This window comes from Microbulbifer agarilyticus (assembly GCF_019800665.1).
Classification (GTDB): domain Bacteria; phylum Pseudomonadota; class Gammaproteobacteria; order Pseudomonadales; family Cellvibrionaceae; genus Microbulbifer; species Microbulbifer agarilyticus_C.
Window position 1 is genome coordinate 708335 of sequence record NZ_JAHVKO010000003.1, and the last position, 24752, is coordinate 733086.

Annotated in this window: 20 protein-coding genes and 1 tRNA gene; 13 read left to right on the forward strand and 8 right to left on the reverse strand. The window is 55.4% G+C overall.

Going from position 1 to position 24752, the window contains the following annotated elements:
* Positions 1 to 18: 18 nt before the first annotated feature.
* From hrpA to KUV22_RS08680, 7 genes are all read left to right on the forward strand, one after another.
* The gene (gene hrpA / locus KUV22_RS08650) at positions 19 to 3933 is read left to right on the forward strand and encodes an ATP-dependent RNA helicase HrpA (protein ID WP_222230159.1); all 3915 of its coding nucleotides are present in this window, start codon (positions 19 to 21) and stop codon (positions 3931 to 3933) included.
* A 307-nt stretch (positions 3934 to 4240) separates the two neighbouring features.
* Positions 4241 to 4570, forward strand: a complete 330-nt coding sequence (locus KUV22_RS08655) for an HvfA family oxazolone/thioamide-modified RiPP metallophore (protein WP_077401193.1) — start codon at positions 4241 to 4243, stop codon at positions 4568 to 4570.
* A gap of 29 nt (positions 4571 to 4599) precedes the next feature.
* Complete coding sequence (locus KUV22_RS08660; protein ID WP_222230160.1) at positions 4600 to 5481, forward strand: HvfB family MNIO-type RiPP peptide maturase; 882 nt, start codon at positions 4600 to 4602, stop codon at positions 5479 to 5481.
* A complete protein-coding gene (locus tag KUV22_RS08665; protein WP_222230162.1) occupies positions 5471 to 6301 on the forward strand; it encodes an HvfC family RiPP maturation protein in 831 nt (276 codons plus the stop codon). Before KUV22_RS08660 ends, KUV22_RS08665 begins: the two co-directional genes overlap by 11 nt.
* A gap of 141 nt (positions 6302 to 6442) precedes the next feature.
* On the forward strand, positions 6443 to 7405 hold the full coding sequence (locus KUV22_RS08670) for an MlaA family lipoprotein (protein ID WP_261319281.1): 963 nt from the start codon (positions 6443 to 6445) through the stop codon (positions 7403 to 7405).
* Complete coding sequence (locus KUV22_RS08675) at positions 7389 to 8663, forward strand: SpoIIE family protein phosphatase (RefSeq protein ID WP_261319282.1); 1275 nt, start codon at positions 7389 to 7391, stop codon at positions 8661 to 8663. The genes KUV22_RS08670 and KUV22_RS08675 overlap by 17 nt, the downstream gene beginning before the upstream one ends.
* A gap of 382 nt (positions 8664 to 9045) precedes the next feature.
* Positions 9046 to 9585 carry an STAS domain-containing protein gene (locus tag KUV22_RS08680; RefSeq protein WP_222230164.1) on the forward strand — a complete coding sequence of 180 codons (540 nt, stop codon included), beginning with the start codon at positions 9046 to 9048 and terminating at the stop codon, positions 9583 to 9585.
* A gap of 52 nt (positions 9586 to 9637) precedes the next feature.
* On the opposite strand, the gene KUV22_RS08685 is transcribed toward KUV22_RS08680, so the two are convergent.
* The 5 genes from KUV22_RS08685 to KUV22_RS08705 all read right to left on the reverse strand — a co-directional run bounded on the left by KUV22_RS08685 (position 9638) and on the right by KUV22_RS08705 (position 14182).
* Positions 9638 to 10105, reverse strand: coding sequence for a tellurite resistance TerB family protein (locus tag KUV22_RS08685; protein ID WP_222230166.1), 468 nt, complete (start codon positions 10103 to 10105; stop codon positions 9638 to 9640).
* Between the two features lie 70 nt (positions 10106 to 10175).
* Complete coding sequence (gene tal, locus KUV22_RS08690; protein WP_222230167.1) at positions 10176 to 11120, reverse strand: transaldolase; 945 nt, start codon at positions 11118 to 11120, stop codon at positions 10176 to 10178.
* 52 nt (positions 11121 to 11172) lie between these two features.
* Positions 11173 to 12225: a tRNA dihydrouridine(20/20a) synthase DusA gene (dusA, locus tag KUV22_RS08695; protein WP_261319283.1), complete on the reverse strand. Its 1053-nt coding sequence runs from the start codon at positions 12223 to 12225 to the stop codon at positions 11173 to 11175.
* A gap of 72 nt (positions 12226 to 12297) precedes the next feature.
* Entirely contained in the window at positions 12298 to 13506 is a 1209-nt protein-coding gene (locus KUV22_RS08700; protein WP_222230168.1) for a glycerol-3-phosphate dehydrogenase/oxidase, read from the reverse strand.
* A complete protein-coding gene (locus tag KUV22_RS08705; protein WP_222230169.1) occupies positions 13490 to 14182 on the reverse strand; it encodes a glycerophosphodiester phosphodiesterase in 693 nt (230 codons plus the stop codon). The genes KUV22_RS08700 and KUV22_RS08705 overlap by 17 nt, the downstream gene beginning before the upstream one ends.
* Before the next feature lie 808 nt (positions 14183 to 14990).
* Here KUV22_RS08705 and KUV22_RS08710 point away from each other — a divergent pair.
* Complete coding sequence (locus tag KUV22_RS08710) at positions 14991 to 15671, forward strand: fimbrial biogenesis chaperone (protein WP_222230170.1); 681 nt, start codon at positions 14991 to 14993, stop codon at positions 15669 to 15671.
* Positions 15672 to 15682: 11 nt separating this feature from the next.
* Here the strand turns inward: KUV22_RS08710 and KUV22_RS08715 are convergent, their stop codons facing one another.
* The 3 genes from KUV22_RS08715 to KUV22_RS08725 are packed head-to-tail and all read right to left on the reverse strand — an operon-like array spanning position 15683 to position 19806.
* Positions 15683 to 16684 carry a hypothetical protein gene (locus KUV22_RS08715; protein WP_222230171.1) on the reverse strand — a complete coding sequence of 334 codons (1002 nt, stop codon included), beginning with the start codon at positions 16682 to 16684 and terminating at the stop codon, positions 15683 to 15685.
* Entirely contained in the window at positions 16668 to 19199 is a 2532-nt protein-coding gene (locus KUV22_RS08720; RefSeq protein WP_222230172.1) for a TcfC E-set like domain-containing protein, read from the reverse strand. The genes KUV22_RS08715 and KUV22_RS08720 overlap by 17 nt, the downstream gene beginning before the upstream one ends.
* A 55-nt stretch (positions 19200 to 19254) precedes the next feature.
* Complete coding sequence (locus tag KUV22_RS08725) at positions 19255 to 19806, reverse strand: hypothetical protein (protein ID WP_222230173.1); 552 nt, start codon at positions 19804 to 19806, stop codon at positions 19255 to 19257.
* 324 nt (positions 19807 to 20130) lie between these two features.
* On the opposite strand from KUV22_RS08725, the gene gltX reads away from it, so the two are divergent.
* The 5 genes from gltX to KUV22_RS08750 all read left to right on the forward strand — a co-directional run bounded on the left by gltX (position 20131) and on the right by KUV22_RS08750 (position 24729).
* The gene (gene gltX, locus KUV22_RS08730; protein WP_222230174.1) at positions 20131 to 21606 is read left to right on the forward strand and encodes a glutamate--tRNA ligase; all 1476 of its coding nucleotides are present in this window, start codon (positions 20131 to 20133) and stop codon (positions 21604 to 21606) included.
* Between the two features lie 222 nt (positions 21607 to 21828).
* Positions 21829 to 22740 carry a UTP--glucose-1-phosphate uridylyltransferase GalU gene (gene galU, locus KUV22_RS08735; protein WP_222230176.1) on the forward strand — a complete coding sequence of 304 codons (912 nt, stop codon included), beginning with the start codon at positions 21829 to 21831 and terminating at the stop codon, positions 22738 to 22740.
* Between the two features lie 185 nt (positions 22741 to 22925).
* Positions 22926 to 23001 (forward strand) — tRNA-Ala (locus tag KUV22_RS08740).
* Between the two features lie 268 nt (positions 23002 to 23269).
* A complete protein-coding gene (locus KUV22_RS08745) occupies positions 23270 to 24061 on the forward strand; it encodes an ABC transporter permease (RefSeq protein WP_222230177.1) in 792 nt (263 codons plus the stop codon).
* A complete protein-coding gene (locus tag KUV22_RS08750) occupies positions 24058 to 24729 on the forward strand; it encodes an ABC transporter ATP-binding protein (protein WP_222230179.1) in 672 nt (223 codons plus the stop codon). Before KUV22_RS08745 ends, KUV22_RS08750 begins: the two co-directional genes overlap by 4 nt.
* The last annotated feature ends 23 nt before the right edge of the window (positions 24730 to 24752 follow it).

Here is a 24752-nt window from a genome sequence, read left to right on the forward strand (position 1 = left end):
ACTCTATTAAGCCGTTTCATGAGTTCTGAACCCCAAAACCAACCCAGTCCAGAGTCCGTTATCCAGCAGTGCGTGCAGTTGCTACCGCAGTGCATGGGGCGCGACCGCTATCGCCTGAAGCGCAGCCTGAACAATGCGCGGCGGCGCCTGAAAGAGGGCAAACCTGCGGATCGGATGCTGGCGCAACTGCAGGGGCAATTGACGGAGTCGGTGGCTTTGGTAGAGGCGCGCAAGCAGAATTTGCCCAAGGTCGAGTGGCCCGAAGGGCTGCCGGTGGTGGCGCGCCGCGAAGAAATTGCCGAGTTGATTGCGGCTAATCAGGTCGTGGTGGTGGCTGGTGAAACCGGCTCCGGTAAAACCACCCAGTTGCCGAAGATCTGCCTCGAACTGGGGCGCGGCATTGTCGGTCAGATTGGCCACACCCAGCCCCGGCGAATCGCCGCGCGCACCGTAGCCAATCGTATTGCCGAAGAACTCGGGCAGTCCCTCGGGGATTCCGTGGGTTATCAGGTGCGCTTTACCGACCAGAGTACCGAGCACACCCATATCAAATTGATGACCGACGGTATCCTGCTCGCGGAAATCCAGCGGGACCCGCTGCTCAACAATTACGATACGCTGATCATCGATGAGGCCCACGAGCGCAGCCTGAATATCGATTTTTTGTTGGGCTACTTGAAAACCATTCTGCCCAAGCGCCGGGACCTCAAGCTCATCATTACTTCGGCGACCATCGACCTGGAGAAATTCTCCCGGCATTTCGACGACGCACCGATTATCGAAGTATCCGGGCGTACCTACCCGGTGGATATCCACTACCGCCCACCCGCGGATAGTGATGCAGACCTGAACCAGCAGGTAATTGAAGCCGTTGAGGAATTACTGCAGGAGGAAAAATCCTCGCCCCGTCGCGGTGGCGACGTTCTGGTATTTATGAGTGGCGAGCGGGAAATTCGCGAATGTGCCAAGGCGCTGCGCGATGCGCAGCTTCCTCACATCGATGTACTACCACTGTATGCCCGCCTCAGCTTGGCCGAGCAGAGCCGGGTATTCGCACCGCACAAGGGTCGCAGAATTGTACTGGCCACTAATGTGGCAGAAACCTCGATTACCGTTCCCGGTATCCGCTATGTGATTGACCCGGGTACCGCGCGTATCAGCCGCTACAGCTATCGCAGCAAAATCCAGCGTTTGCCGGTGGAGGCTATTTCACAAGCCAGCGCCAACCAGCGTGCGGGCCGCTGTGGCCGGGTCAGTGCCGGTGTGTGTATTCGCCTGTACGAAGAATCTGACTTTGTGCAGCGCCCCGAGTTTACCGATGCCGAAATCCTGCGCACAAATCTGGCTGCGGTGATTTTGCAGATGCTGCAGTTACGCATCGGCGATATTCGTGAATTCCCATTCGTCGATCCTCCGGACCAGCGCCTGATCAACGACGGCTATAACCTGCTGCAGGAACTCAAAGCGGTTGATAGCAAAGGTGCGGTAACCAAAATGGGTCGCGCGCTGTCGCGCCTGCCGCTGGACCCACGCCTCGGGCGCATGTTGCTGGAATCCGGCCCCACCAAAAGCTTGCGTGAGCTGCTGATTATTGTCAGCGCGCTTGCAGTGCAGGACCCACGCGAACGCCCGGCAGAAAAACGCCAGGCTTCCGACGAGAAGCACAAGCAGTGGCTGCATGAGCAGTCCGACTTCCTCACCCTGGTGAATTTGTGGGATGGCTTTGAAACCCAGCGCCAGGAACTCAGCCAGAACCAGCTGCGCAAGTGGTGTCAGAAAAACTTCCTGTCCTGGCTGCGGCTGCGCGAATGGCGAGACATCCACCACCAGCTGCGGGTGGCCATTCGCGATCTGGATTTGAAAATGAATCCGGAGCCCGCGGATTACGCCAGTGTGCACAAGGCGATCCTGCCGGGGCTGCTCGGTAATATCGGTGTGCGCGATGAAAACAAGGAGTTCCTTGGCTGCCGCAATCGCCGCTTTCATGTATTCCCCGGGTCCGGGCAATTCAAGAAGCCGCCGCGCTGGCTGGTAGCTGCGCAGTTACTTGAAACCAGCCGTTTGTTTGCACACACCGTCGGCAAAATCGAGCCGGACTGGGTGCTGGGCTGCTCTGAGCACTTGGTTAAACGCAACTATTTCGAGCCCCACTACAACCCGCGTTCTGGCGCGGTAATGGCGTTTGAGAAGGTGACGCTGTACGGGCTGGTGTTAGTCGACAAACAGCGCATCCACTACGGCAAGCTCGACCCGGTGACCTCGCGAGAGGTATTCATTCGCGAAGCCTTGGTGGAGCAGCGCTATCGCGGCAAGGGCAAGTTTTTCCAGCACTTCAAGAAACTGCAGGAAGAGCTGGAAGACCTCGAAGCGAAGTCCCGTCGTCGGGATATCGTGGTCGACGATGAAGTGGTGTACCGCTTTTTCGACGAGCGCGTGCCTGCGGATATTGTGAATCTGGCGGGCTTTGAAAAATGGCGCAAACAGGCAGAGCAGAAAGATCCACAGCTGCTGTGTATTCCCCGGGACCTGATGATGCAGCAGGATGCGGGACATGTGGGCGAGGCGCAGTTCCCGGATTCCCTCACCAGTGGCGGTATCGAATATCCACTCAGCTATCACTTCGAACCGGGTAGCGTCGACGACGGTGTGAGTATTCAGGTACCGGTAGGCGCGTTGCACCAGGTGCCTGCGGCCCGCCTCCAGTGGGTGGTGCCGGGCATTTTGCGCGATAAATGCATCGCACTGGTGAAAAACCTGCCCAAGCAATACCGCAAACACTTCGTGCCGGTGCCGGCTGCTGTGGATAAAGCCTTGCCGCGTATGCAGCCGGACAACATCCCGCTGTGGCAGGCACTAGCCCATGAGCTGAAGCGCCAGACTGCGCAGGATCTCCCGGAAGACGCCTGGGCCTCTGCCGAGCAGGGTGTCGAAGATTTTTACCGTTTCAATATTCAGGTTCTGGATGAAAACGGCCGCCTGCTGGATCAGGGGCGAGACCTGCCGGAATTGCAGGCGCGTTATCGCGATCGTGTGCAGCAAGAGCTCGCCAGCGCCGGCGATGATTTTGAGCGCGAGGGAATTACCCGTTGGAATTTCGGCGACCTGCCGCATACCCATCAGCTGGATCAGGGTGGCCTGAAGGTGCGCGCTTATCCTGCGCTGATCGCCAACAAAGATAGCGTTGATCTTAAGCTGCTGGATAACCCGGGCGAAGCGGCGCTCTTCACCCGCGCCGGCATTTGCCGTCTCGCGTTGCTACACCTGCCGGAACCGGTGAAATATCTGCGCAAGGAACTGCTCAAGGGCAAAGAGCTGGGGTTGAGTGCCGCAGACCTGGGGCGCCGCGAAGAGGTTGCCGACGATATTCTGATGGCGGCAGCGCGTGAGTGTTTCTGGGTGGACGAGAACTGGCCCCGCAGTGAGAGCGAGTTTGTTCAGGCGCTGGAGAAGCGCGAACAGCTGATCGCCATCGCGCAGGAAATAGGCGAACTGCTGATCAAGGCGCTGGCGCAGTTGGTGCCCCTGCGTAAAAAAATTAAACAACAGAAAAACTTGGCCGTCGCCATGGCGGTGGGCGATATCAACAACCAGTTGGCCGGGCTCTTCCATCGCGGCTTTTTATTCCATACGCCGCTTGAGTGGCTGCGGCAGTACGGCCGCTATCTGAAAGGGATAGAGCTGCGTCTGGAAAAGGCGGCACTAGACCCGAACCGCGATCGCAAGCTCAGCGGCGAGTTCCAGCAGGCCAGCGAGCCCTATGAGGATTATGCCGCCGGGCGCGACCTGCAGCTGCTGTCTGGAGACCCGCGCATACTGCAGTACCGTTGGATGCTGGAGGAATTTCGCGTCTCCCTGTTTGCACAAACCCTGAAAACCCTGATGCCGGTTTCGATCAAGCGATTGCGTAAGACCTGGTCAGAAATTCAGGATTAAGCAGTACCTGAGCTGCTTTTTTGTGCACCGAAAATGGATGACAGCGTTATACCAAAAAAAGTTAGGCTCTTTGTGTAAGAACCACCATTGCCCCTCGACTATTGGGTAACCGCTCAGGAAATCGCGGTTTATTGGGCCAAGTTCACAGTTCTGGAAGCCTGAACACCGGGTATTGAACTCAGATTGTGAACCATTGGTCTGACTTTGAGGGCAACCCGTTCACGGGAAACTATAATCCGGGAGCGGCGGTGTTCGCGCCGCGAGCGTGAAGAGCCTTAAATTTTGGTATTTGATCAGGAGATCTGTCATGAACAAGAAGAATCTGCCTCTCGCAGCGGCCGTTGGTGCTGCTTTTATCGCCTCCGCGACCCTCAGCGTATCCACTGCTGCAAACCCGTTCACCGCGACCGAACTGACCGCGGGTTACAACCTGAAGCTTGCTGATGACCACGGCAAGAAAAAAGAAGGTAAATGCGGCGAAGGTAAGTGCGGCGAAGAAGGTAAAAAGAAAGAAGGTAAATGCGGCGAAGGGAAGTGCGGCGAAGGTAAAAAGAAAGAAGGTAAGTGCGGCGAAGGGAAGTGCGGCGAAGGTAAAAAGAAAGAAGGTAAATGTGGTGAAGGTAAGTGTGGCGGGTAATTCAGCCTGGCACATAAGCTGATAGTCATATGATGACCAATACGCAACGGCAATACCCGGTCCAAGGCGCAGGCCTTGGACTGCGGCGTTCGATGATGGGCGAAACGCTCAATCCCTCCGATGTCGACTTTCTTGAAGTGGCGCCGGAAAACTGGATTGGGGTAGGGGGCCGTTACGGCCGCTGGTTTCGCGAATTCACCGAGCGTTTTCCGTTCGTCACCCATGGACTCTCTCTGTCCATCGGGTCGCCGGCGCCTCTGGATGAGGCGCTGGTGCGTTCAATCAAAGATTTTATAAAGACACACAATATTCGCTGTTACAGCGAGCACTTGAGTTACTGCTCGGATCACGGGCACCTCTACGATTTGTTGCCGATTCCGTTTACCGAAGAAGCGGTGCGCTATGTGGCCGGCAGAATTCGCCGGGTGCAGGATATTCTCGAGCAGCGCATCGCCATGGAAAACGTTTCCTATTACGCCGCGCCCGGCCAAGAAATGGACGAACTCGAATTCCTGAATGCGGTACTGCAGGAAGCCGACTGCGACCTGTTGCTCGACGTCAACAATATTTATGTAAACGCCATTAATCATCGCTACGATCCCGAGCAGTTCCTGCTGGGACTACCTGCGGAGCGTATTCGCTACGTCCATGTGGCGGGGCACTTTGATGAGGCCGAAGACCTCAAGGTCGATACCCACGGCGCGCCGGTGATTGATCCGGTGTGGGCGCTACTGCAGAAAGCCTACGCCGCCTTCGGTCCGATGCCGACACTACTCGAGCGAGATTTCAATATTCCGCCATTGCCGGAATTGTGTGAAGAAGTTGACCAGATTCGCCAGTATCAGACAGCCGCCGGAGCGCACATGCACAGCGCCGAGCCTCCACGGGCGGAGGTCATCCATGGGCGATAGCAAGGTAATTGATGGCTCTGTAGTGGAAAAGGATGCCGGCTTTCAATTAATGCAGCGCTATTTTGCGGCACATCTGCGTGCGCCTGCAGAGGTGGCGGCGCCCGCGGGGATCGAAGATCGTCGTTTGGGCATCTATCGGGATCTGATTTACAACAACATTGAATCCTTTATTTCCGGTGGTTTTCCGGTTCTGCGCAGTATTATCGCGGATGATGTCTGGCATGCCATGGTGCGGGACTTCGTGCAGCGGCATTGCTCCCACAGTCCCTATTTCCTGCAGATCAGTGAAGAGTTTCTGCATTACCTGCAGAACGAGCGCGCGCAGACGCCCGCCAGTGAGCAGGACCCCGCATTTATGTTGGAGTTGGCACACTACGAATGGGTGGAGCTGGCGCTGGATGTGAGTCCTGAACAATTCCCGAAAGACGTGAACGTGGGCGTCTCGCCAGAAGAAATGTTGGATATGGCGCCAATTATGTCACCGCTTGCGTGGAGCCTGAGTTACCACTTTCCGGTGCATCAAATTGGCCCTGTATTCCAGCCTGCGGAGCCCGGCGCCGAGCCTACCTGCCTGGTGGTATATCGCAATCGCGAAGACGACGTTGGTTTTATGGAGGCCAACCCTGCAACCCTGCATTTATTGCAGCTTGTGGAACAGGCCCAGGCTGAAGCCAGTGCGCCACAGAGCACTCGCCAGCTGTTACTGCAGCTCGCGCAGGACATGCAGCACCCGGAGCCAGAGCAATTGCTGGGATTTGGGATGGAATTGGTACAAAAGTTACACCAGCTCGATATTATTGCCGGTTTCCGCGCAGCTTAAGCCCTTTCAGGTATACCGCTCAACGCAATTGACCAAAACTGCCAGCTGCTATGCTGGCATTAATGCCGGTGTTAAGATTGCGCAAACGGAAACAAGAACTCTGGTTTGAATAAACGTCATCTATTTGCGAGGAGCAGGGATTTGCTTAGCCGCACACATATGTCCGCGTGGACCCTGATTTTACTCCTGTCGGCTTCGCCGGTACTGGCGCAAGAATCATCCGATCCTTCCGCGGAAATTTCCAACGAGACCCCTGCAGCTGCACCGGCTACAGATACGCCGGACGCCAGTGATGCGTCTGCGGCAGATCCATTTGCCACCGACGGCGATGCAGCCGCCGCTGCAGGTGCGGGCGATACCGAGTCGACCACCGATGCTTCGGGTGAGTTTGGCGCGGAGTTTGAAGACGAATACGGTTTTGACCCGGCAGATGAGTTTGCCAGTGCGGAAGAGCCGCAAGATCGCGATCCCTGGGAAGGTTTTAACCGCGCCATGTTCCGCTTTAACGATACCGCGGATCGCTGGTTCCTGAAGCCGACCGCGGTCAGTTATCGCCAGATCACGCCGATCTTTATGCAGACCGGTGTCTCCAATTTTTTCTCCAACCTGCGTGAAATCAACAACGTGCTGAATGGCGTGTTGCAGTGGAAATGGGGGCAGGCAAGTAACGACACTGGCCGCTTCCTGATCAACAGCACCGTGGGTTTGGTGGGCCTACTGGATGTTGCCCAATATATGGGGCTGGAACCCAGTGATGGCGAAGACTTTGGGCAGACCCTGGCTGTGTGGGGCGTACCTTCCGGTCCTTATCTGGTGGTTCCTCTGCTCGGACCATCAACGGTACGTGATGTGCCCGGGGAAGTGGTAATGTGGTACACCAACCCGTTGACCTACGTCGATAACAGTTCGGTGGAGTATTCCCTCAAGTTATTGAACGTGGTGCAAACTCGCGCCAGCCTGCTGCAAGCGGAATCCCTGCTGCAGGGTGATCGCGACCGCTATGTGTTAATGCGCGATGCCTACCTGCAGCGCCGAGAGTACCTGATCAACGATGGTGAACAGGAAGACGACTTCGGCGGCGATATGGATGAATACGATTTCTGATACGGCATCGGACACAACCCGGTCCTCCTCTCTGACCGACGCACCCGCTGACGCCGCCGAAAGCGTCAGCGAGCGTCACTGCCTGCTGCTGATCGATCCCGATCAACCCTGCTGCGGCCAATTACAAAATTCTCTCTCGCGACTTGGTTACACGGTAACACTGGTGCATTGCGGCCTGGACGCGATTGCCAGTTTTGACCCGCATAAATTTGAGCTGGTGATCACCGACCTGCACCTGCCGGATATGGGTGGGCTCGAAGTACTGCGCAAGGTGAAGGGGCTGTGCGCCGAAACCCCGGTGGTGGTGGTCGCCTCCGACAGTGCGGTAAATGATGTGGTGCAGGCACTGCGCCTTGGCGCCAGCGACTACCTGTTAAAGCCCATTGCCGATGACGGGGTGATTGATCACGCGATTACTCGAGTTGCCGAATCGAGAAAACTCACCGAGCAGAACCGTGCCTACCGCGAAGAGCTGGAGGACCGTAACCGCGAAATGCAGGAGCATATTGAACTCCTGCAGCGGGATCACGAGGCGGGCCGTCAACTTCAGCAGCATCTGCTGCCACGCAGTCCCTACCAGTATCCTGCGGGAATCGAGGCGGCCTACCGTTTGCTGCCGTCGTTGTACCTGAGTGGTGACTTCGTCGACTACGGCCTATTCGGCGAGCGATTTGTTGCGTTTTACCTGGTGGATGTTTCGGGACACGGCGTGTCCTCGGCGCTGATCACCGCGCTGATCAAGCACAGCATCATGCACCTGTTGCGCGAGCGCCCATTGTTCAGCCAGCTCGACACCATCGATCAGGACATCACCGCCGTTCTGGAAATGATCAATGCGGAGCTGGTGGCCACCAGTCTCGACAAGCACGCGAGTATGTTTGTCGGTGTAGTGGATAGCCGTGCGCGCCAGCTGCACTATGCGGTTGCTGGTCAGGTGCCGATGCCGGCGCTGGTTACAGAAGAAGGGGCACACTGGTTGCCTGGTAAGGGCCGTCCGCTCGGGCTGTTCCACCGCGGAGGTTGGGAGGTGCGCCACCTTGCACTGCCAGCCTGCTGGCGACTGGTGACCTGCTCCGACGGCGTGCTGGAATTGCTGGAGGGCAACCTGCTGGAAAAAGAGGAGGCGCTGCTGAAGATGATCGACACAAGCCGCGGTGACCTCAACAGTCTGTGTGCGGCCCTCAAGGTGGATACCGCCGAATCGCTACCGGACGATATTGCCATTCTTACCATGCGACAGGACCCTGTCGCGGACTAAGCTTTTCTATTGGGTCATATGGCCTGCCGGTCACCACTCGGCCCGGTTATTGCTTCATACTTTCATACAGCCGTTGGTTCTCGGTTCATGTGAGGTTCAGCAGAGCTGTACGAGACTGATCTTGTGGCTTAAATCCCCTGAATAGCCTGATTTTCTGTGGTTACCCACAGGGGGAGTCACACTGGTCTTGTCAGCGCTGTCGGGCAGGAGTAAGCTCCGCCAAACTAAGGGCATTCAATCGGCACGGGCGCACCAAGCATTGGCACCCGTTCGCATTGTTTGCACCAGCGACGCACAAGGAAGCGTGCTGCGGTTAAAAGCCGCAACTTAACCGTCTCGCACCTTCGCCTGGGATCAAGGCAGGGTGTGCTTGAGGTCAACTATGCAGTCCGGGCAGATAATGGTTGGTGACCACCAGGGCATTTATGTCGTCAAACTGGTGGGTGATGTGCGCCTCAATCTGTGTACTTCTTTCGATAACTTTATCGACAAGATGTTTTCGCACAGTGACTTTCGCGGTGTGGTGTTTGATATGCACGACGCGGAAGGCGTCGACAGTACCACCCTGGGTTTGATGGCGAAAATTGCTTTCCGCTGCGAAGCGAGCAACGGCAACAAGCCGGTTGTGCTGTGTGAAGACCGCGGCCTGCTACACCTGTTGGATTCCATGGGCTTTGAGGAGCTGATGGAAATTTCCGGCGACGCCGATAATGATGCCTACCAGGCGAGCCCTGCACCTCTGCAATGCCACGCACCGGATGAGCACAGTGCCCGTGAAATGGTGCTGGAAGCGCATAAAGTGCTGATGAGCATGAACGAGCAGAACGAAGAGACTTTCCGCGATTTGGTGCATGCACTCGAGACCGAGCACGCCACCAAGTCTCATGCGGATACCGAGCAAAAGTCTGCCGCGAACCACTAACTCCTTTCTAATCCTTCTCGCCTCTCTTCGAGGGTAATCTCTTGGAGTTAATCTAATCCGCGTCCAGCTGCGACTCGTCCCGAGCTTCTGCGCGGGCGCGGGTAAACAGGCCATGGGGCAGGTAAATCAGCTCCGCCACCCGTCGAATCAGGTGCTCCTCGAACGCGTCAATTTCCCCGTCGGCAAAGGCCACGACCCACATCTGCTTTACCAGCAGGTACTTGTCCCGTTCACTGAAGTTGTCGTTCACCGTCTGGGTGAATTCGTACAGTGAGGTAGCCTCGTTGCGCTCGGTGAGCGCACGCTCCACCATGTCCTCGGCGGTGGCTTCATCCAGCTGATAGTGGTCCCGCAACAGTCGTACCAGGGCGCTGCGCTCGCGCGCATCTACCTTCTGGTCTGCGGTGGCAATCTCCGCCATGAGCGCAGCGCTGATCATGCGCACATTTTTTTCCGGGCGCACCTCCACACTTTCGCCAGCGCCAATCTGTTCGAACAGTTTGCGAAGCTGATGCAGCATGGTGGTGTGCTCCTGATTGTGTGTCTTGGTTGCAGGGTGCGCGGAAGGGCGCCATGAAGAGCGCGCTGAATTAACGCGCTTCCTCAAGCAGCGCTTCCAGCTTGAGCTGGTCCGCGACAAAGTTGCGGATACCCTCGGCAAGCTTCTCTGTGGCCATGGCATCGGCGTTCAGCTGGTAGCGGAATTCCGCTTCCGACAACGGCTGCTCCGGTTTTGCCTGCGGCACAACGTCTTCATTCAGGCCACTAGCCAGCTCGCCTTCATCGTCCTGCAGTTCCTGCAGCAACTGCGGGCTGATGGTGAGTCGGTCGCAGCCGGCCAAGGCTTCAATTTCTCCGGTGTTGCGGAAGCTGGCACCCATCACGATGGTGGGGTAACCGCGGGATTTGTAGTATTCGTAGATGCTGGCTACCGACAATACGCCGGGGTCATCCTCTGCAGTGTAGTCATCGCGCCCGGTACTGGCCTTGTACCAGTCGAGAATGCGGCCCACGAACGGGGAGATCAGGGTGACGCCGGCTTCGGCACAGGCCACCGCCTGGCACTGGCTGAACAGCAGCGTGAGGTTGCAGTGGATGCCTTCCTTCTCCAGCAGCGAGGCGGCGGCAATGCCTTCCCAGGTGGAGGCCAGCTTGATCAGCACGCGCTCGCGGCCCACGCCTTCCTGTTCGTACAGGGTGATCAGACGGCGGGCGTACTCCACGCTGGCGCGGGTATCAAAAGACAGGCGTGCGTCGACTTCGGTGGAAACCAAGCCGGGGACGATCTGCAGAATTTCCTTGCCGATGGACACTGCCAGCTTCATGGAAGCCTGAGCGATCACATCGCCACCCTGAGATTCCGCCCAGGCCAAGGCGTCTTTTACGTGCTGCTGATACTGTGGCAGTTGGGCGGCTTTCAAAAGCAGGGACGGGTTGGTGGTCGCATCCTGCGGCTGATAGCGGCGGATAGCTTCGATATCGCCGGTATCGGCAACCACCAGGCTGCGTTTCTTGAGTTGTTCCAGTTTGTTCATTTCGTCCCCACGTCCTTATCGTTAAAACCTGTATTCAAAATCGTTCTTGCGCTCAGGCGGCGCTGCTCACCAGGCCAAGCGCCTGCTCCAGTACTTCCGGTCCGGCGCCCGCCTTGTGGGCGCGCTCGCTCAAGTGGCGGCGGAAGCGGCGTGCGCCGGGCACACCCTGAAACAGACCCATCATATGGCGGGTAATGTGTTTCAGGTGCTGTCCTTTCGTCAGCTCCCGCTCAATATACGGCAACATCTGGTGCACGACTTGTGCCGGGGTTGGCCCCGGTTCGCCGCCAAACAGGGCTGCGTCCACATCAGCCAGCAGCGCTGGCGTCTGATACGCTGCGCGCCCGAGCATAACACCATCCAGCAGCTGTAGATGTTGCTGGCACTCTTCAATCGAGTTGATGCCACCGTTCAACACAATTTCCAGCTCCGGATAATCCTTCTTCAGCTGGTACACCATGTCGTATTTAAGCGGTGGTATCTCGCGGTTCTCCTTTGGACTCAGGCCATTCAGCCAAGCTTTGCGCGCGTGCACGATGAAGGTGGTGATTCCGGCCCGGGCCTGTGCTTCCACAAAGCGTGTCAGCCCCGGGTAGTCTTCCATATCGTCGATACCGATGCGGTGCTTTACCGTCACCGGGATCGAAACCGCTCCGCGCATGGCACCCAGGCATTCTGCCACCAGGTCCGGCTCTGCCATCAGGCAGGCACCGAAGCGGCCTTTTTTCACCCGGTCACTGGGGCAGCCGCAGTTCAGGTTCAGTTCGCTGTAGCCCCATTGCTCGGCAATTTCCGCGCAGCGCGCCAGGTCTTTCGGGTCGCTGCCACCGAGCTGCAGCGCAACCGGCTGCTCCTCCACGTTAAAGTCCAGGTGGCTCTGCTGGTCACCAAACAAGATCGCACCAGTGGTCACCATTTCCGTGTACAGCAGGGCATTTTTACCGAACAGGCGCCAGAAGTAGCGGCAGTGGCGGTCGCTCCAATCCATCAGCGGTGCGGTGCAAAAACGATGGGATACCGCAGTGGCGGTGCCGGAGGTCGGGCGCGAGGCCGGATCCGTTACCGTAGGCGAGGAAGATGGGGAAGAAGAGGGTGCGTCGGACATAAACAGCAAATCAGGGGGAAATTCTGCCCGCAGTATAACAGGCAGTAGGGCATCAAGTACCTAGTCAACTACCTAGAGGTTACGCTCCTTGGCTCCTTCCTTGCTGCTCTGTTCCGAGGCCATTGCCGCAGGGCTCCAGTCACGGTTTGACTCCAGTTGCGGTCGCAATTTCTTCAGTACGCTGCGCGCGGTCGCTCGGTAACTGGTGAGTTTGCCGCCTGCCACCGCGACGATGCGCGGGTGCTTGTCATCGTCGCAGCAAATCATGGTTTCGCGGCTGCGTGAAAAGGGGTTGTTATTGGCGCCTGGCAATACACGCAAGCCAGCCCAGCTGTCGCTGAGCTCACTTAACTGCAGCGGGCGGGTTTCCGGAAAGTACTGTTTCAGGGTCCGCAACAGGTACGCCTTTTCCTCGAGCGTCGGTTTTACCTCGGAAGGATTGCCATGGTAGGGGCGCTCGGTGGTGCCTATTAGGGTTTCGCCTTGCCAGGGCATCACAAACACCGCGCGACCGTCTTCTGCTTCCACATAAAAAATCTTATTGGAGATTTTCAGCGGTACCTGAATATGGGTGCCTGCCACCAGCTCCAGTGGCGGCAGCTTGGCGCCGGGGGAGCACTTGCTGTTGGTCTCACTAATCCACGGGCCGGTGCAATTCACCAGCACGCGACAGTGCAGGGTGTTTAACTGCCCCTGATGGAAATAATCCGCACGCACGAAGCGGTCGGTGACTTCCGCGCCGACCAGGCTTCCCGGGCAAATCAACTCCGCGCCACCGCGTTCCGCGGTGCGGATGACTTCCTGGGTTAGCGCTGCATCATCGGTCTGCGCATCGAAATAGCGGTACACCGCAATCAGGTCATCACTATTCAGTCCCGAGAGGGCCTGATGGTCGTGGATACTTATCTTGCGAAAGCGGGATTGCGAAGAAAACACCCCGGCCAGCAGTGCGTACAGGCTTAGCCCGAGTCTGATCTTCCAGGGTGCACGGCGGCTGTGCCGGTACACCGGGATCATAAACGGCACCATATGCACCAGGTCTGGCTTGTGGGTGAGCAGCCAGCGACGCTCGTTCAGGCATTCCCGCACCAGCGAGAGTTGGCCGCTTTCCAAATAGCGCAGTCCGCCGTGGATCAGTTTGGACGAGCGTGAAGACGTGCCACAGGCGATGGCCTCCTGTTCGAGGATGGCAACGCGGAAGCCCTCGGCCGTCAGCGCTTCGGCAACGCCCGCTCCCTGAATACCTGCCCCGACAACCAGAACATCATATTCCGTAGACATTGCTGGCCTCGCGCGAGCGCATTAGCAGCGGCAGGTTGCCGGTGAGAATATGGTGGGCACCCCGGTGGCGCCAGTGCACCGCACCTTGTGTGGTATTGATTTCATGCACCACCCATTGCCAGGGGCCGGGGGGCAGCTCCTGGCAATCCACCGCCGCCTGATCAATCAGCAAGTAATCCGGTGCCAGGGTAACCACTTCCGCAGACAGGCAATGGGACACGCTCGGCACCCGTAGTGCCACAACATCAAAACCCAGATTGCGCGCCAGTCGCAGACTGCGCAGGTCCGAAGTAAGTAGAACGAAATTGTCCGCAGGGCCGTGAATGTCTTCCAGCAGGCGCTCAATGGCCTTCTCTGCGCCGATCTGCGCCAAAGTGTCGGGATTCAGTTCCACAAACCACTCGAGATGGCGGTGGCGATTAGCCCAGTCCACCAGCTGCTGAAAGCTACTGAGAGGCAGAGTCCTGAGGTCTTTATCTTTCAGGCAGCCCAGCGGCGCCGAGATCGCGGCCTGAGGGAACTGCATGCCATCCCCGGTACAGCACCAGGGTGTCAGGTTCTTGCTGAACTGTACTTCGGTAGCGATGGCGCAGGCGCCAAGACCGTGGGCGGCCTCGAAGGCGGCAAGGGTATTTTCCGGATGGTGGATTTTGTCGCCCAAGTGCGCAATCAACATCGATAGGGGTTCCCGCCAGGCGTAGCCTTATTGTGTGGAAAAGGAGGGAGATACCGCAAAATCTCTAATTGAAAAATAGTTGCTGTGTGGCCGCTTGCAAGGAACCGGTGGCGCATGCTTTGACGCCAACTTTCCACTGCGTTATTCCACGATCAAATCGTTCGAGACACGCCGCCTACACTGAAAGAGGCTCGCATCGCTGTGTTAGAGGTATTGAAGTTGGCACTGGCATCTGAAGTCTCATTCGCGAAGGTTGTCCCGTGGAAGAAAACGGCGAAATTATGCTCGTGGCGTAGGGTACTGTTACTGCCTCTTGTAGTATTGGGGCTAGTACTGGGACAGGTATTGGGGGTGGCTGAGTTTGCGGTTGCCAGCAGTGTTGGAGAAACGGCCACAGGAACCGTTCGCATAAGCCTGACACTGCCTCCCAGCGTCACGCTCGAAGATTCAGACTCCCTTGCTGCCAATGCTGAGCGTACATCCGTTCAGTTTTCCGGACATCATGCCGCGACTTCCCCCACGCTGTGTTTACGCCACTTCCCCAGAGCTACCTTTCGGGTAATTTGGCTTGTGTCAGACTCCGAGTCGGCAATGCCAGAGGGCTACCATTCACATCGTTTTTCCGGTGGTAAAACCTGTATCCCTCTCCCCTCGTGGGATGGCGAGCAGCCTTCATCAAAACAAGTGCTTATCGCCGCTGAATAGAGCCTGAATAGCCCCTAAAAAATCCAAAATTTTTCTGGTTGTTTATCCGCACCAGCCCCTTAAAATGGCTAAAAATACGAAAGGATTTAGCTAGTAGCGGATTATGAAAAAGCTTTTGGCAGTTCTGCTTATCTGCGTGGCCGGCCCGGCATGGTCGGCGATGTCTCTGGATAAAATGATCGTCCACATGGACGCGATTCCCAATGCGCGGGAAGACATCGTTGTTTACAACCCCGATCAGGAAACTCTGTATGTCCAGACAGAAGTATTCCGCGTGGATAACCCGGGGACAGAAGATGAAAAGCTTGTCCCTGTTGTGAATCCCGAAGACTTTAAATTGTTGATTAGCCCCAGCAAGGCCGTGATTCCCGCAGGGGCACAAAAGCGTTTTCGCTTGATGAATGTCGAATCTGGAATCGAGCGGGAACGGGTCTATCGGGTGACCTTTAAGCCGGTGGTAGGAGAAATCACCACCGAGGCATCGGGCCTAAAAGTGCTGGTCGCATTTCAGGCGCTGATTTTTGTGCAGCCGGTCGGCGGAACCTATGCATTGCAGCTCGAACACTCTGGCGACCAGATCAAACTGAAAAACAACGGCGCCGTGAATGCGGAAATCATTGGCGTTCAGCACTGTGTATCTGAGCAGCAGTGTTCACCAGTCGAGCTGGCTGGAAGACTGTACCCGGGCGCGGAAAAGCTGATTCCTTTGGATAAAAAAGGTGGCTATTTGGAAGTCCGCGCGTTTGATGGCGATAAATCAGAAACCGTAAAACTGCCGCTGTAACGCGCCGGGCGTTACTCTGGCGTCACCGTAATGTGCAAGGTATCGGTATATTGCGTGTCGACGGCACTCGTCCAGTCAGAGGCCTGTACCGTGATAAAGATGGTCGCATTATCGAGATTGCAGGAAAGGTCGGTTGTGCGGGTGAAGGTACCCGGTACGGTGCCGTCACTCGCAGCGGACGTTCCGCTACCCGCTGAGACTGATCCTGCAAACGCGACCTCGTATGGCATCACATCCGCAGTATTGCTGCCATTGAGCTGAAACGGGTAACTTCCTCCGCCGGTCCCGGTCGTGCCATTTTCACTCAAGAATGACACGTTGTATTCACTGAACCCCGTTCCGCCAACACAAATATCCTCCCGCTGAAAGATCGGTTGGCTGGCACTGGAGGGGCGGGTAAGCGGAATATCATTCAGTCGCCTCACGACAATTTGTGAGGGAATGGTGACGTTTACGGTAAAAGCGATATCGTTGAATTCGGTGCAACCACTGCTGCCACAGCCGCCGGTTTGGCGGGCTGAGAATGTAAATGGTGCGCTGTAAGTGCCGGGAGCCAGTCCTTGAGTAGCGAGCGGATCCACCGTTACGGTAATCGCTACCGCTTGTAAGGTGTTAGTGCCGTTCATTTCCACCTCGCTGCCATCCGCGGGAATGGCAGCGCTGAAATTGGTCGCATCGGTATAAGTGATGGATACCGGCAGCGTAACATTACCGGGGCCTGTCAATAAGAAGTTCGTTCCGTCATTATCTGCGGTAATAGACACGAGATAGGCGAGGAAGTTGGATGGGTGGCAGGCACTCTTGTTGGACTGCCACTTACAGCTTTGCAGTTCAAAATTCAGGTCGGCGCTTTCCCCAGTACCGGTTGCGTACTGTTGATCCAGTGTCCCGCCATCCAGATTGCAAACCCTGAGCGCAAAGTCGACGGAGCAATAGTCATTGGCAAAGGCTTTATTGCCGGACAAGAGCGTTAGCGCTAATAACAGCAGAAATAGTTTAGTGAGTTGACGCAAGTGGCTGCCCCTCCTGGTCAAAATCACAACTTGCCTTGTTCAGATCGATCGTCCCCAGGTTCAGCCAGCTTCGGTCCCCGAGCAGTTTCTCGAGTGGCACTTCGCAATCGTTCCAGATGATATAGGTGAAGTTTCTTTTACCCGGAGCGGCATAATATTCAAGCTGGAAAATGCCATTGTCATCAGTTTTTGTCTTCTGGTCACCAATACGGAAGGTGGCACCCGCGACGGGCTTTTCGTCGCGGACGAGTTTGCCCAGCACCAGTACGAGCGTTTTGATCTCATATTGTGTGCTGGCCATGTTTCCTGGATAGACAGTAACGATCTCGGTGCTATCCAGATAGTCGTAAAAGCCATCGCCGAGTGGTTTTACTGAAATCTCGTAGCTCTCGAATGAGGGAACGCTAATAAGCGATTGCTCTCCACCTTTGGCATAGCCGCGTCGGCTTCCGTTCACCAGTACTTCGAAATTATCTTCCTCTGCGCCATCAATATCGACCAGGACGCTAGTGTTGTAGCTACTTTCTCCACCCCAGGAGAAGTAATCGCCATCGCTGGCAAATGTAGTATTGAAGCCGCCCGTATAGCTCAGTGTATCCGTGACTTCAGACAGGTAATTGATGTTTGAGGTTAAGCTTCCCCTGCGTCCAGAGATGCGAGTCAAACTACGCAGGACGCTGCTGTCTTTGCTGCCTTCAAGGTTTAATTGTTGTTGGACTTCCGCTGGCCATAAATCACCATCGTTCCAGTTACTACTCACGCCCGCAAAGTAACGGTCTTCATCGAACGCGTTGGATTCAGCACGAATATAACTATTGTTGTTCCAATGGCCGGTGTTATAGCGGAACTGGAAGCTCATACTCCAGAGTTCAGCTGCGTCACTTTCGCTGTAGCCAAGCCGAAAATCCCCATTCCAGTGACGATTGCGGAGGATGGGGTGATGAAACTCCAGGGTTTGCAAGCGGTTTCCAGTAAGCGCTCGATCAGGCAAGAGCAACTGCGGGTCGTCAATAGCGACACCTAAATCACGCTCGGTATAGCGGGCGTTAAAACGACCACGTCCAACAGGAACATTGAGCGACGCAGTTCGAAAGTTATTGGTTGAAATGAGCAGGTTGCTCGTATCCGCCCGCTCGGGATTATCTATGCGGGCTTCCTGATAATTCAATGTGGCCCATTGGCTGCGTAAGGTGAAATTTATCCTGGCCCCAGTATTGCCAGAACTGGTGGCTACAAGTTCAGGGGTTACCTCAAAATAGGGTGTAACCCAGCGCCCACCAAGTTCAAATACTTGCGCTTCTTCTGCCGCAGTCACGCCACCAAACAGTCCAAAGTTGTCGGCCAGTCGGCGGCCAAGACCAGCTTGCACGAGCACTTGCTCAGAGAGTTCGGGAATCTGCTGGTTCAGACTGCTTTCTGCAGGTGCGCCCGCCATCAAATTCCACTGCCACTCGCCTGCTGGGGGGAGTCGTGAGTCTTTGGCAAAAAACTGTTCGAACTCATCAAGTGCGCGCCCCTGCTCTGAATAGGTCACCACTCGAATATCGTATGCCCCGGAAGGGAAGCTCGTAGTACTAATGAGCTGGTTCCCCGCCTCTAGCATCTCACTGTGGATCAGGCGTTCTTCCCGGTAGACTTCGATCCTGCCGCGTACCGGCATATGAACTTCGATCGGCGTTCCAGAACTCAGATTTCCATCAAGCCGTGTATTGTCCGAACGATAGAATTCGACACCGTACAGGCTGCCGAATCCTGTAAAGCGGCTGCTGTTACCCATGGGACGAAATAGCCCAACAGAAACCGCCTTGCCACGATAGTCTCTTGTCCAGAACAGATCGGAAATCTGGAGTTGTGATTGCGAATCTGCAAAGTTGGGGTTGTCGCTGTAGGACCAGCTTCCACGCACAGAGGACTCGCCGAAACTGACAATTGAATCCGAGTACAGAGTGTAACTTTGTGTATCCAATCGATTGCTATTACTTGAACTTTGCGAGCCTGACCAATTTCCGGAAAATTGTTGGCTTACAGCAAAGCGATTGGATGCAGGTGGTAGATAAGGATCTTCCATTACCGCATTTGGTGTGAGGTAGTCAGCACCAATGAAAATATCGACCCGGAAAAGGTCTGAATCGTAAATAACTTCCAATACTTCCGCTGGCACTACGCCGCAGCGATCCCGGTTATAGTTTCGACATGCCAAATGACTATTGCTGGTGAGCGTTTGCTTCAAGCGTTGTAGTACGTTGCTTGGCTGGGAAGTTTCGGGGAGCAGTTGGAGAATTTGCTCTGGGTTCTGAAAGGTAATTGTAGAGGGGCTAACCATCGCCTTCTGGTTTTCGCTCAGAAGTCGACCGCCATAGTAAATGTCCACCACTAGCGGAGTGGGTTCAGTAAGATCTTCAAAACCCGATGGTGTAGCGGTTTCCATGGAAAATGTCGCAGCGGCGGCGCAGGCAGGTACAGCACATGCCAAAATCGCAGCGCTACAAACCAACTTCCACAGGACACTTTTCATTGAGGGCGTTGAGGCGCTAGCCTCAGAGCAAAGACTAGCGCACTTCAAAGTCTAATTATTTAGCTGCAACGGTGACAGTCAGGGTGTCGGTGTAGTCTGCTGCTGCATTGTTGGGAATATCAGAGGGCGCAACGCTGATCAAGATCTGGGCGTTGTTGGTATTGCCTGTTCCACCTGCGCCGGTGCAGCCCAAATCATTGAGGGTTACAGAGGTGTAGCTGATCGGGTCATTATGTGTGGCTACAGTGCCATCACTTGCGTCATTATCGTGATCGTAAGACACAGAGTAAGGCACAGGATCGCCACCGGATCCGCCATCGGTAAGTTCGAAGGTTGAGCCGCTACCTGCCAAGGTTACGTCGTAGTTGGTAGTGGCCAGGCCGCCAACGCAGAAGTCACTCACACCTGTGTACTGCAGGGTAGTGGGGTCTTGAGCGAGGACGATGTCATCTAGACCGCCAATGGAAATCAGCTGATCAATTTCCAGGGTGATAAGCAGGTCACCTTGCGAGGTCAGGCCGTTGCTTCCGTCATTAGCAGCAGATACCGAAGTTGAGGCTGCCAGAGCCGCGGCCGCAACGAGAGAGCGAAGCGCAAATTTTTTCATTGTAAATTTCCCTAAATCCCGAAGTGTTATCGTTGTGGGGCGCGCATTTTATGAGCTGGCCCTGGCGTCGGCTACAGCAAATTGGCGGTTTTTTCCCCAATTTCGTCGACTTAGAGGTAATCATACCTTTTTTGTGATCTCAGTCACGGAATTTTCGAGATGAATTTACCTTTAGTGACGCGTCAGTCCTCTTTTGGTCATAAATACGACAAAAAATCGGGCGGGGATCGCACTGTGCGCGTTACCGGCCCGGCGATATAATGCCGCGCCTCAAATGTCTTTCTTTCTTCCTTTATTAGTTATTTGTCCAACATCAGGTTACCAATGACCGTAAGAACCCGAATTGCACCTTCCCCCACCGGCGACCCCCACGTAGGTACGGCCTACATTGCCCTGTTCAACCAGTGCTTTGCCCACGCCCACGGTGGCCAGTTTGTACTGCGCATTGAAGATACCGACCAGGCGCGCAGTACCCCGGAATCTGAACAGGCGATTCTCGACAGCCTGCGCTGGCTGGGTTTGGACTGGCAGGAAGGTCCGGATGTCGGCGGCCCCAACGGTCCCTACCGCCAGAGCGAGCGCGGCGACATCTACAAGAAATATTGCGACGAGTTGGTAGCCAAGGGCCATGCGTTCCATTGCTACCGCACCGCGGAAGAGCTGGACGAGCTGCGTGCGCAGCTGCAGGAATCCGGCAAGGCGACCCTGAAGCCCAGCGACCTGGCACTGCCCGCAGAAGAAGTGGAAAAGCGTAAAGCCGCGGGTGAACCCTACGTGGTACGCATGAATGTGCCCGAGACCGGCACCTGCGTGGTCGAAGACCTGCTGCGCGGCACCATCGAGATTGACTGGGCACAGGTAGATGCTCAGATCCTGCTCAAGTCCGACGGCATGCCCACCTACCACCTCGCCAACGTGGTGGACGACCACCTGATGGAAATCACCCACGTTCTGCGCGGTGAGGAGTGGATCAACTCCGCACCCAAGCACAAGCTGCTGTACGAATACTTCGGTTGGGACATGCCGGTGTTATGCCACCTGCCGCTGCTGCGTAACCCGGACAAAACCAAACTGTCCAAGCGCAAAAACCCCACCTCCATCCTGTACTACAAGCGCGCCGGCTTTATGCCAGAAGCGCTGCTCAACTACCTCGGCCGCATGGGCTGGTCCATGCCGGACGAGAGCGAGAAGTTCACCCTGGACGAAATGCTCAAGCACTTCGACATCCAGCGCGTCTCCCTCGGCGGCCCGGTGTTCGATGTGGAGAAACTGAGCTGGCTGAATGGCCTGTGGATTCGCGAGCTGGAAGACGAGCAGTTGGCAGACCGCCTGCAGAAGTGGCTGCTGAACCGCGACAACCTGCTCAAGGTGCTGCCCCACGCCAAGGGCCGTATGGAAACCTTCGGTGACTTTATGCCGCTGGTCAGCTTCCTCGCCGCCGGCAACCTCGGCCTCACCGAAGAGAGCTTCGCCGGCAATAAGATGGAACTCGATGAGCAGAAGAAGCTGCTGCAATTCGCCCTGTGGCGCCTGGAAGCCCTGCGCACCTGGAACAAGGAAAACATCTTTGCCGCGGTCAAAGAGCTGTCTACCCAGATGGGCATCAAGCTCAAAGACTTCAACGCGCCGCTGTTTGTCGCCATTAGCGGAACCACCGCGTCCTTCTCTGTCATGGACGCCATGGACCTACTGGGCGCCGATCTCAGCCGCGCCCGCCTGCGCCAGGCCATCGACGTGCTTGGTGGTGCTGGTAAAAAGGTGCTGAAGCGCTGGGAGAAGGAATACAACAGCCTGGCCTAAATGTATTTCCTGAAAGGCAGTGGATAAAAAGTGCCGCTCTATGTACAGAGTGGCATTTTTTTTGCCTAACTAATTACTGGATGGCCTTGGTGCCAGAAGTAAAAGGTTCATATCAAAATGAAACATTGTGTGACAGCTGTCACATTTTGAGTGTAGAATCGCGCACGCTTAAGGGGCTAAGGATCTAGCCGAGAAGTAAATTAAAAACACAAGGACACGCTTATGACCGCAGTAAAAAAGGCCGTTATACCGGTTGCGGGTTTGGGGACCCGCATGTTGCCTGCAACTAAGGCAATTCCAAAAGAGATGTTGCCGATAGTGGATAAGCCACTTATCCAGTATGTAGTTAACGAGGCAGTAAAGGCTGGTGTAAAGGAGATTGTGCTGGTAACTCACGCCAGTAAAAACGCCATCACTAACCATTTCGATACTTCATTCGAGCTGGAAGCGCAGTTAGAAAATCGCCTGAAGCGACAACTTCTGGACGAGGTGCGCGCCATTATTCCGCGTGATGTCACGGTAATTTCTGTACGACAGGCCGAGGCAAAAGGTCTTGGCCATGCCATTGCCTGTGCGCGCCCGGTCGTGGGTGACAATCCATTTGCGGTTTTACTGCCAGATGTTCTTGTTGACGAATACGCTGCAGACCTCACTACCTCGAACCTTGCCGCCATGGTGCGTAATTTTGAGCAAACGGGTGCCAGCCAAATCATGGTTGAATCTGTGGAGTGGGAAGACGTCAGTAAATATGGCGTCGTGGACTGCCTGGGGGCCGACCTCAAAGTGGGTGGCGTAGCCAAGATCGACGGCATGGTGGAAAAGCCCAGTGTTGATGCTGCACCTTCCAATATGGCTGTTGTGGGGCGTTATGTCCTTCCTGCGGAAATCTGGACTCTGCTGGAAAAAACCCAGCCGGGCGCTGGCGGTGAGATTCAGTTAACCGATGCCATTGATGAGTTGTTGAAGGTACAAAATGTTGACGCCTACCGTATCGTTGGTCACAGCCATGATTGCGGCAATAAGCTCGGTTACATGAAAGCCCAGTTTGAATACGGCTTGCATCACCCTGAGATTGGTGTGGGGCTGCAGAAGTTTCTGGGGCAGCAGAAAACAAAGGCAGGGGCCGAGGCCTGAGCCGGTTAGGACCGGGCGGGTGTTGGGCCAGCGGCTGACCCAGCATCCATTGAGAGTGGTAGGAGAGTACTCCTCATTACGCTCTAACTAATTGATTGAAAAGTTGTTTTTCTGGTTGACACCCGAAGCGGCGCTGTTAAAATGCGCCTCGCTTTCAGGGGAAACCCAAGTAAGAGAGCAACTTTGGGGCTATAGCTCAGCTGGGAGAGCGCAACACTGGCAGTGTTGAGGTCAGCGGTTCGATCCCGCTTAGCTCCACCAAATTAAAAAGGCCGCATCCGTAAGGATGCGGCCTTTTTTCGTTTGGGTTCTTGAATGTAGTCAATAGGTCTTGTAGTTAAATTACAGGTGATTACACCTTCTTTTTCAGGTAGAGTTCTATGTCACAAAACTAGACGTGCGTCACATTATTTGATTTGTGACATGTAACTTTGAAGACTGTCGCAAGTCTTTACATTTTTCTTTTGGGGGTGGAGCTCCGTAGTGCTTTTTGTGCGGGTTTCCGGGACGAGTAAAACAATACTTAAAAATGCATCCAGCAGTTCAGCGCAGTCCGTGGCAAATTCAGCGGGACGTAATTCACGCGCTATTGATCCGTGAAATGAAGACCCGCTTTGGCAAGTGGCGCCTCGGCTATGCGTGGGTGTTGCTGGAGCCGGCCATGCATATCATGTTGCTGGCCACCATCTTTAGTTTTCTCGGGCGCGAATTCTACCCGGGTATCCCGACCGTACTGTTTATGTTGGCGGGCATCGCCCCGTTCATCTGCTTTAGTCACAGCTTTGGGAAGGGTGCTGTCGCCGTCGAATCCAATCGTGGCCTGTTCAACTACCGTCAGCTGCGCCCGTTTGATGCAGTGTTGACGCGGGTGTTACTTGAATTTGCCATTTATCTTTTCAGTCTCGTTTCTTTGCTCGCTATTTTGGCTTGGTTTGGAATCTCTGCACGCTTCGGGGGCTTCCTTTTGCTTGTCGGTATAAACCTGCTCTTCTTTGGGTTTTGCCTGGGTATCAGTTTAGTAATGTGCGTGGTTGGTACGCGGTTTCCTGAAGTTGCGAAGTTTGCACCGATGATTGTGCGACCGTTGTACTTTATATCCGGCGTGTTTTTCTCTTTGGAGCAAGTGCCGCAGGAATATCATAGGTATCTTTCTTGGAATCCGCTGCTGCATATGATTGAGCTGACCCGAGAGGGGCTCTTTGCAAGCTATCAGGGTATGTTTGCCGACCTGCCATATTTTGCAGCCAGTTGCCTGATGATGCTCGCGTTTGGTTTGCTTGTTTATCGCAGTCAGTGGCGTGATTTGGTACGCAGCCAATGATTGAGCTGCGAAACCTGACCAAATCATTCCGCACGCCTGCGGGGCGCAAGGTGTTATTCCAGAATGTGAATGCTGTTTTTCCTGAAGGTAAGAACATTGGCATTCTCGGCCGCAATGGTGTCGGCAAATCGACATTGCTGCGCATTATGGGCGGGATTGACTACCCGGATTCAGGGCGTGTAGTGACCGATCAGCGGATCTCATGGCCAATGGGGTTGTCCGGTGGCTTCCAGGGGAGTATGACCGGGCGTGAAAACGCGGCGTTTATTTGTGGCATTCATGGCATCTGGGGGGGCGCGAAGCGCAAAGTGCTAGATCGCGTGCAGGATTTTGCTGAGATCGGTGACTACTTTGATGCTCCGGTAAAAAGCTATTCGTCCGGGATGCGCTCTCGCTTGGCGTTTGGCCTCAGTATTTCGGTGGACTTCGACTATTACCTGGTAGATGAAGTGATGTCCGTGGGGGATGCGTACTTTAAGCACAAGTGTGAGCAGGTAATTGCGGAGAAGCGTAAAACAGCCAATTTCATTATTGTGGCGCACAGTATGCCGACGCTGAAGAAAAACTGTGATGTGGGTATTTATCTCGGCCCTTCTGGGTTGCAAATATTTGATACCGTGCAGCAGGCGATCGCACTTTATCAGCAAGGTGTACCCAAGCCCGAATAGGCTGCGGCGGGAAAGTTAATAGC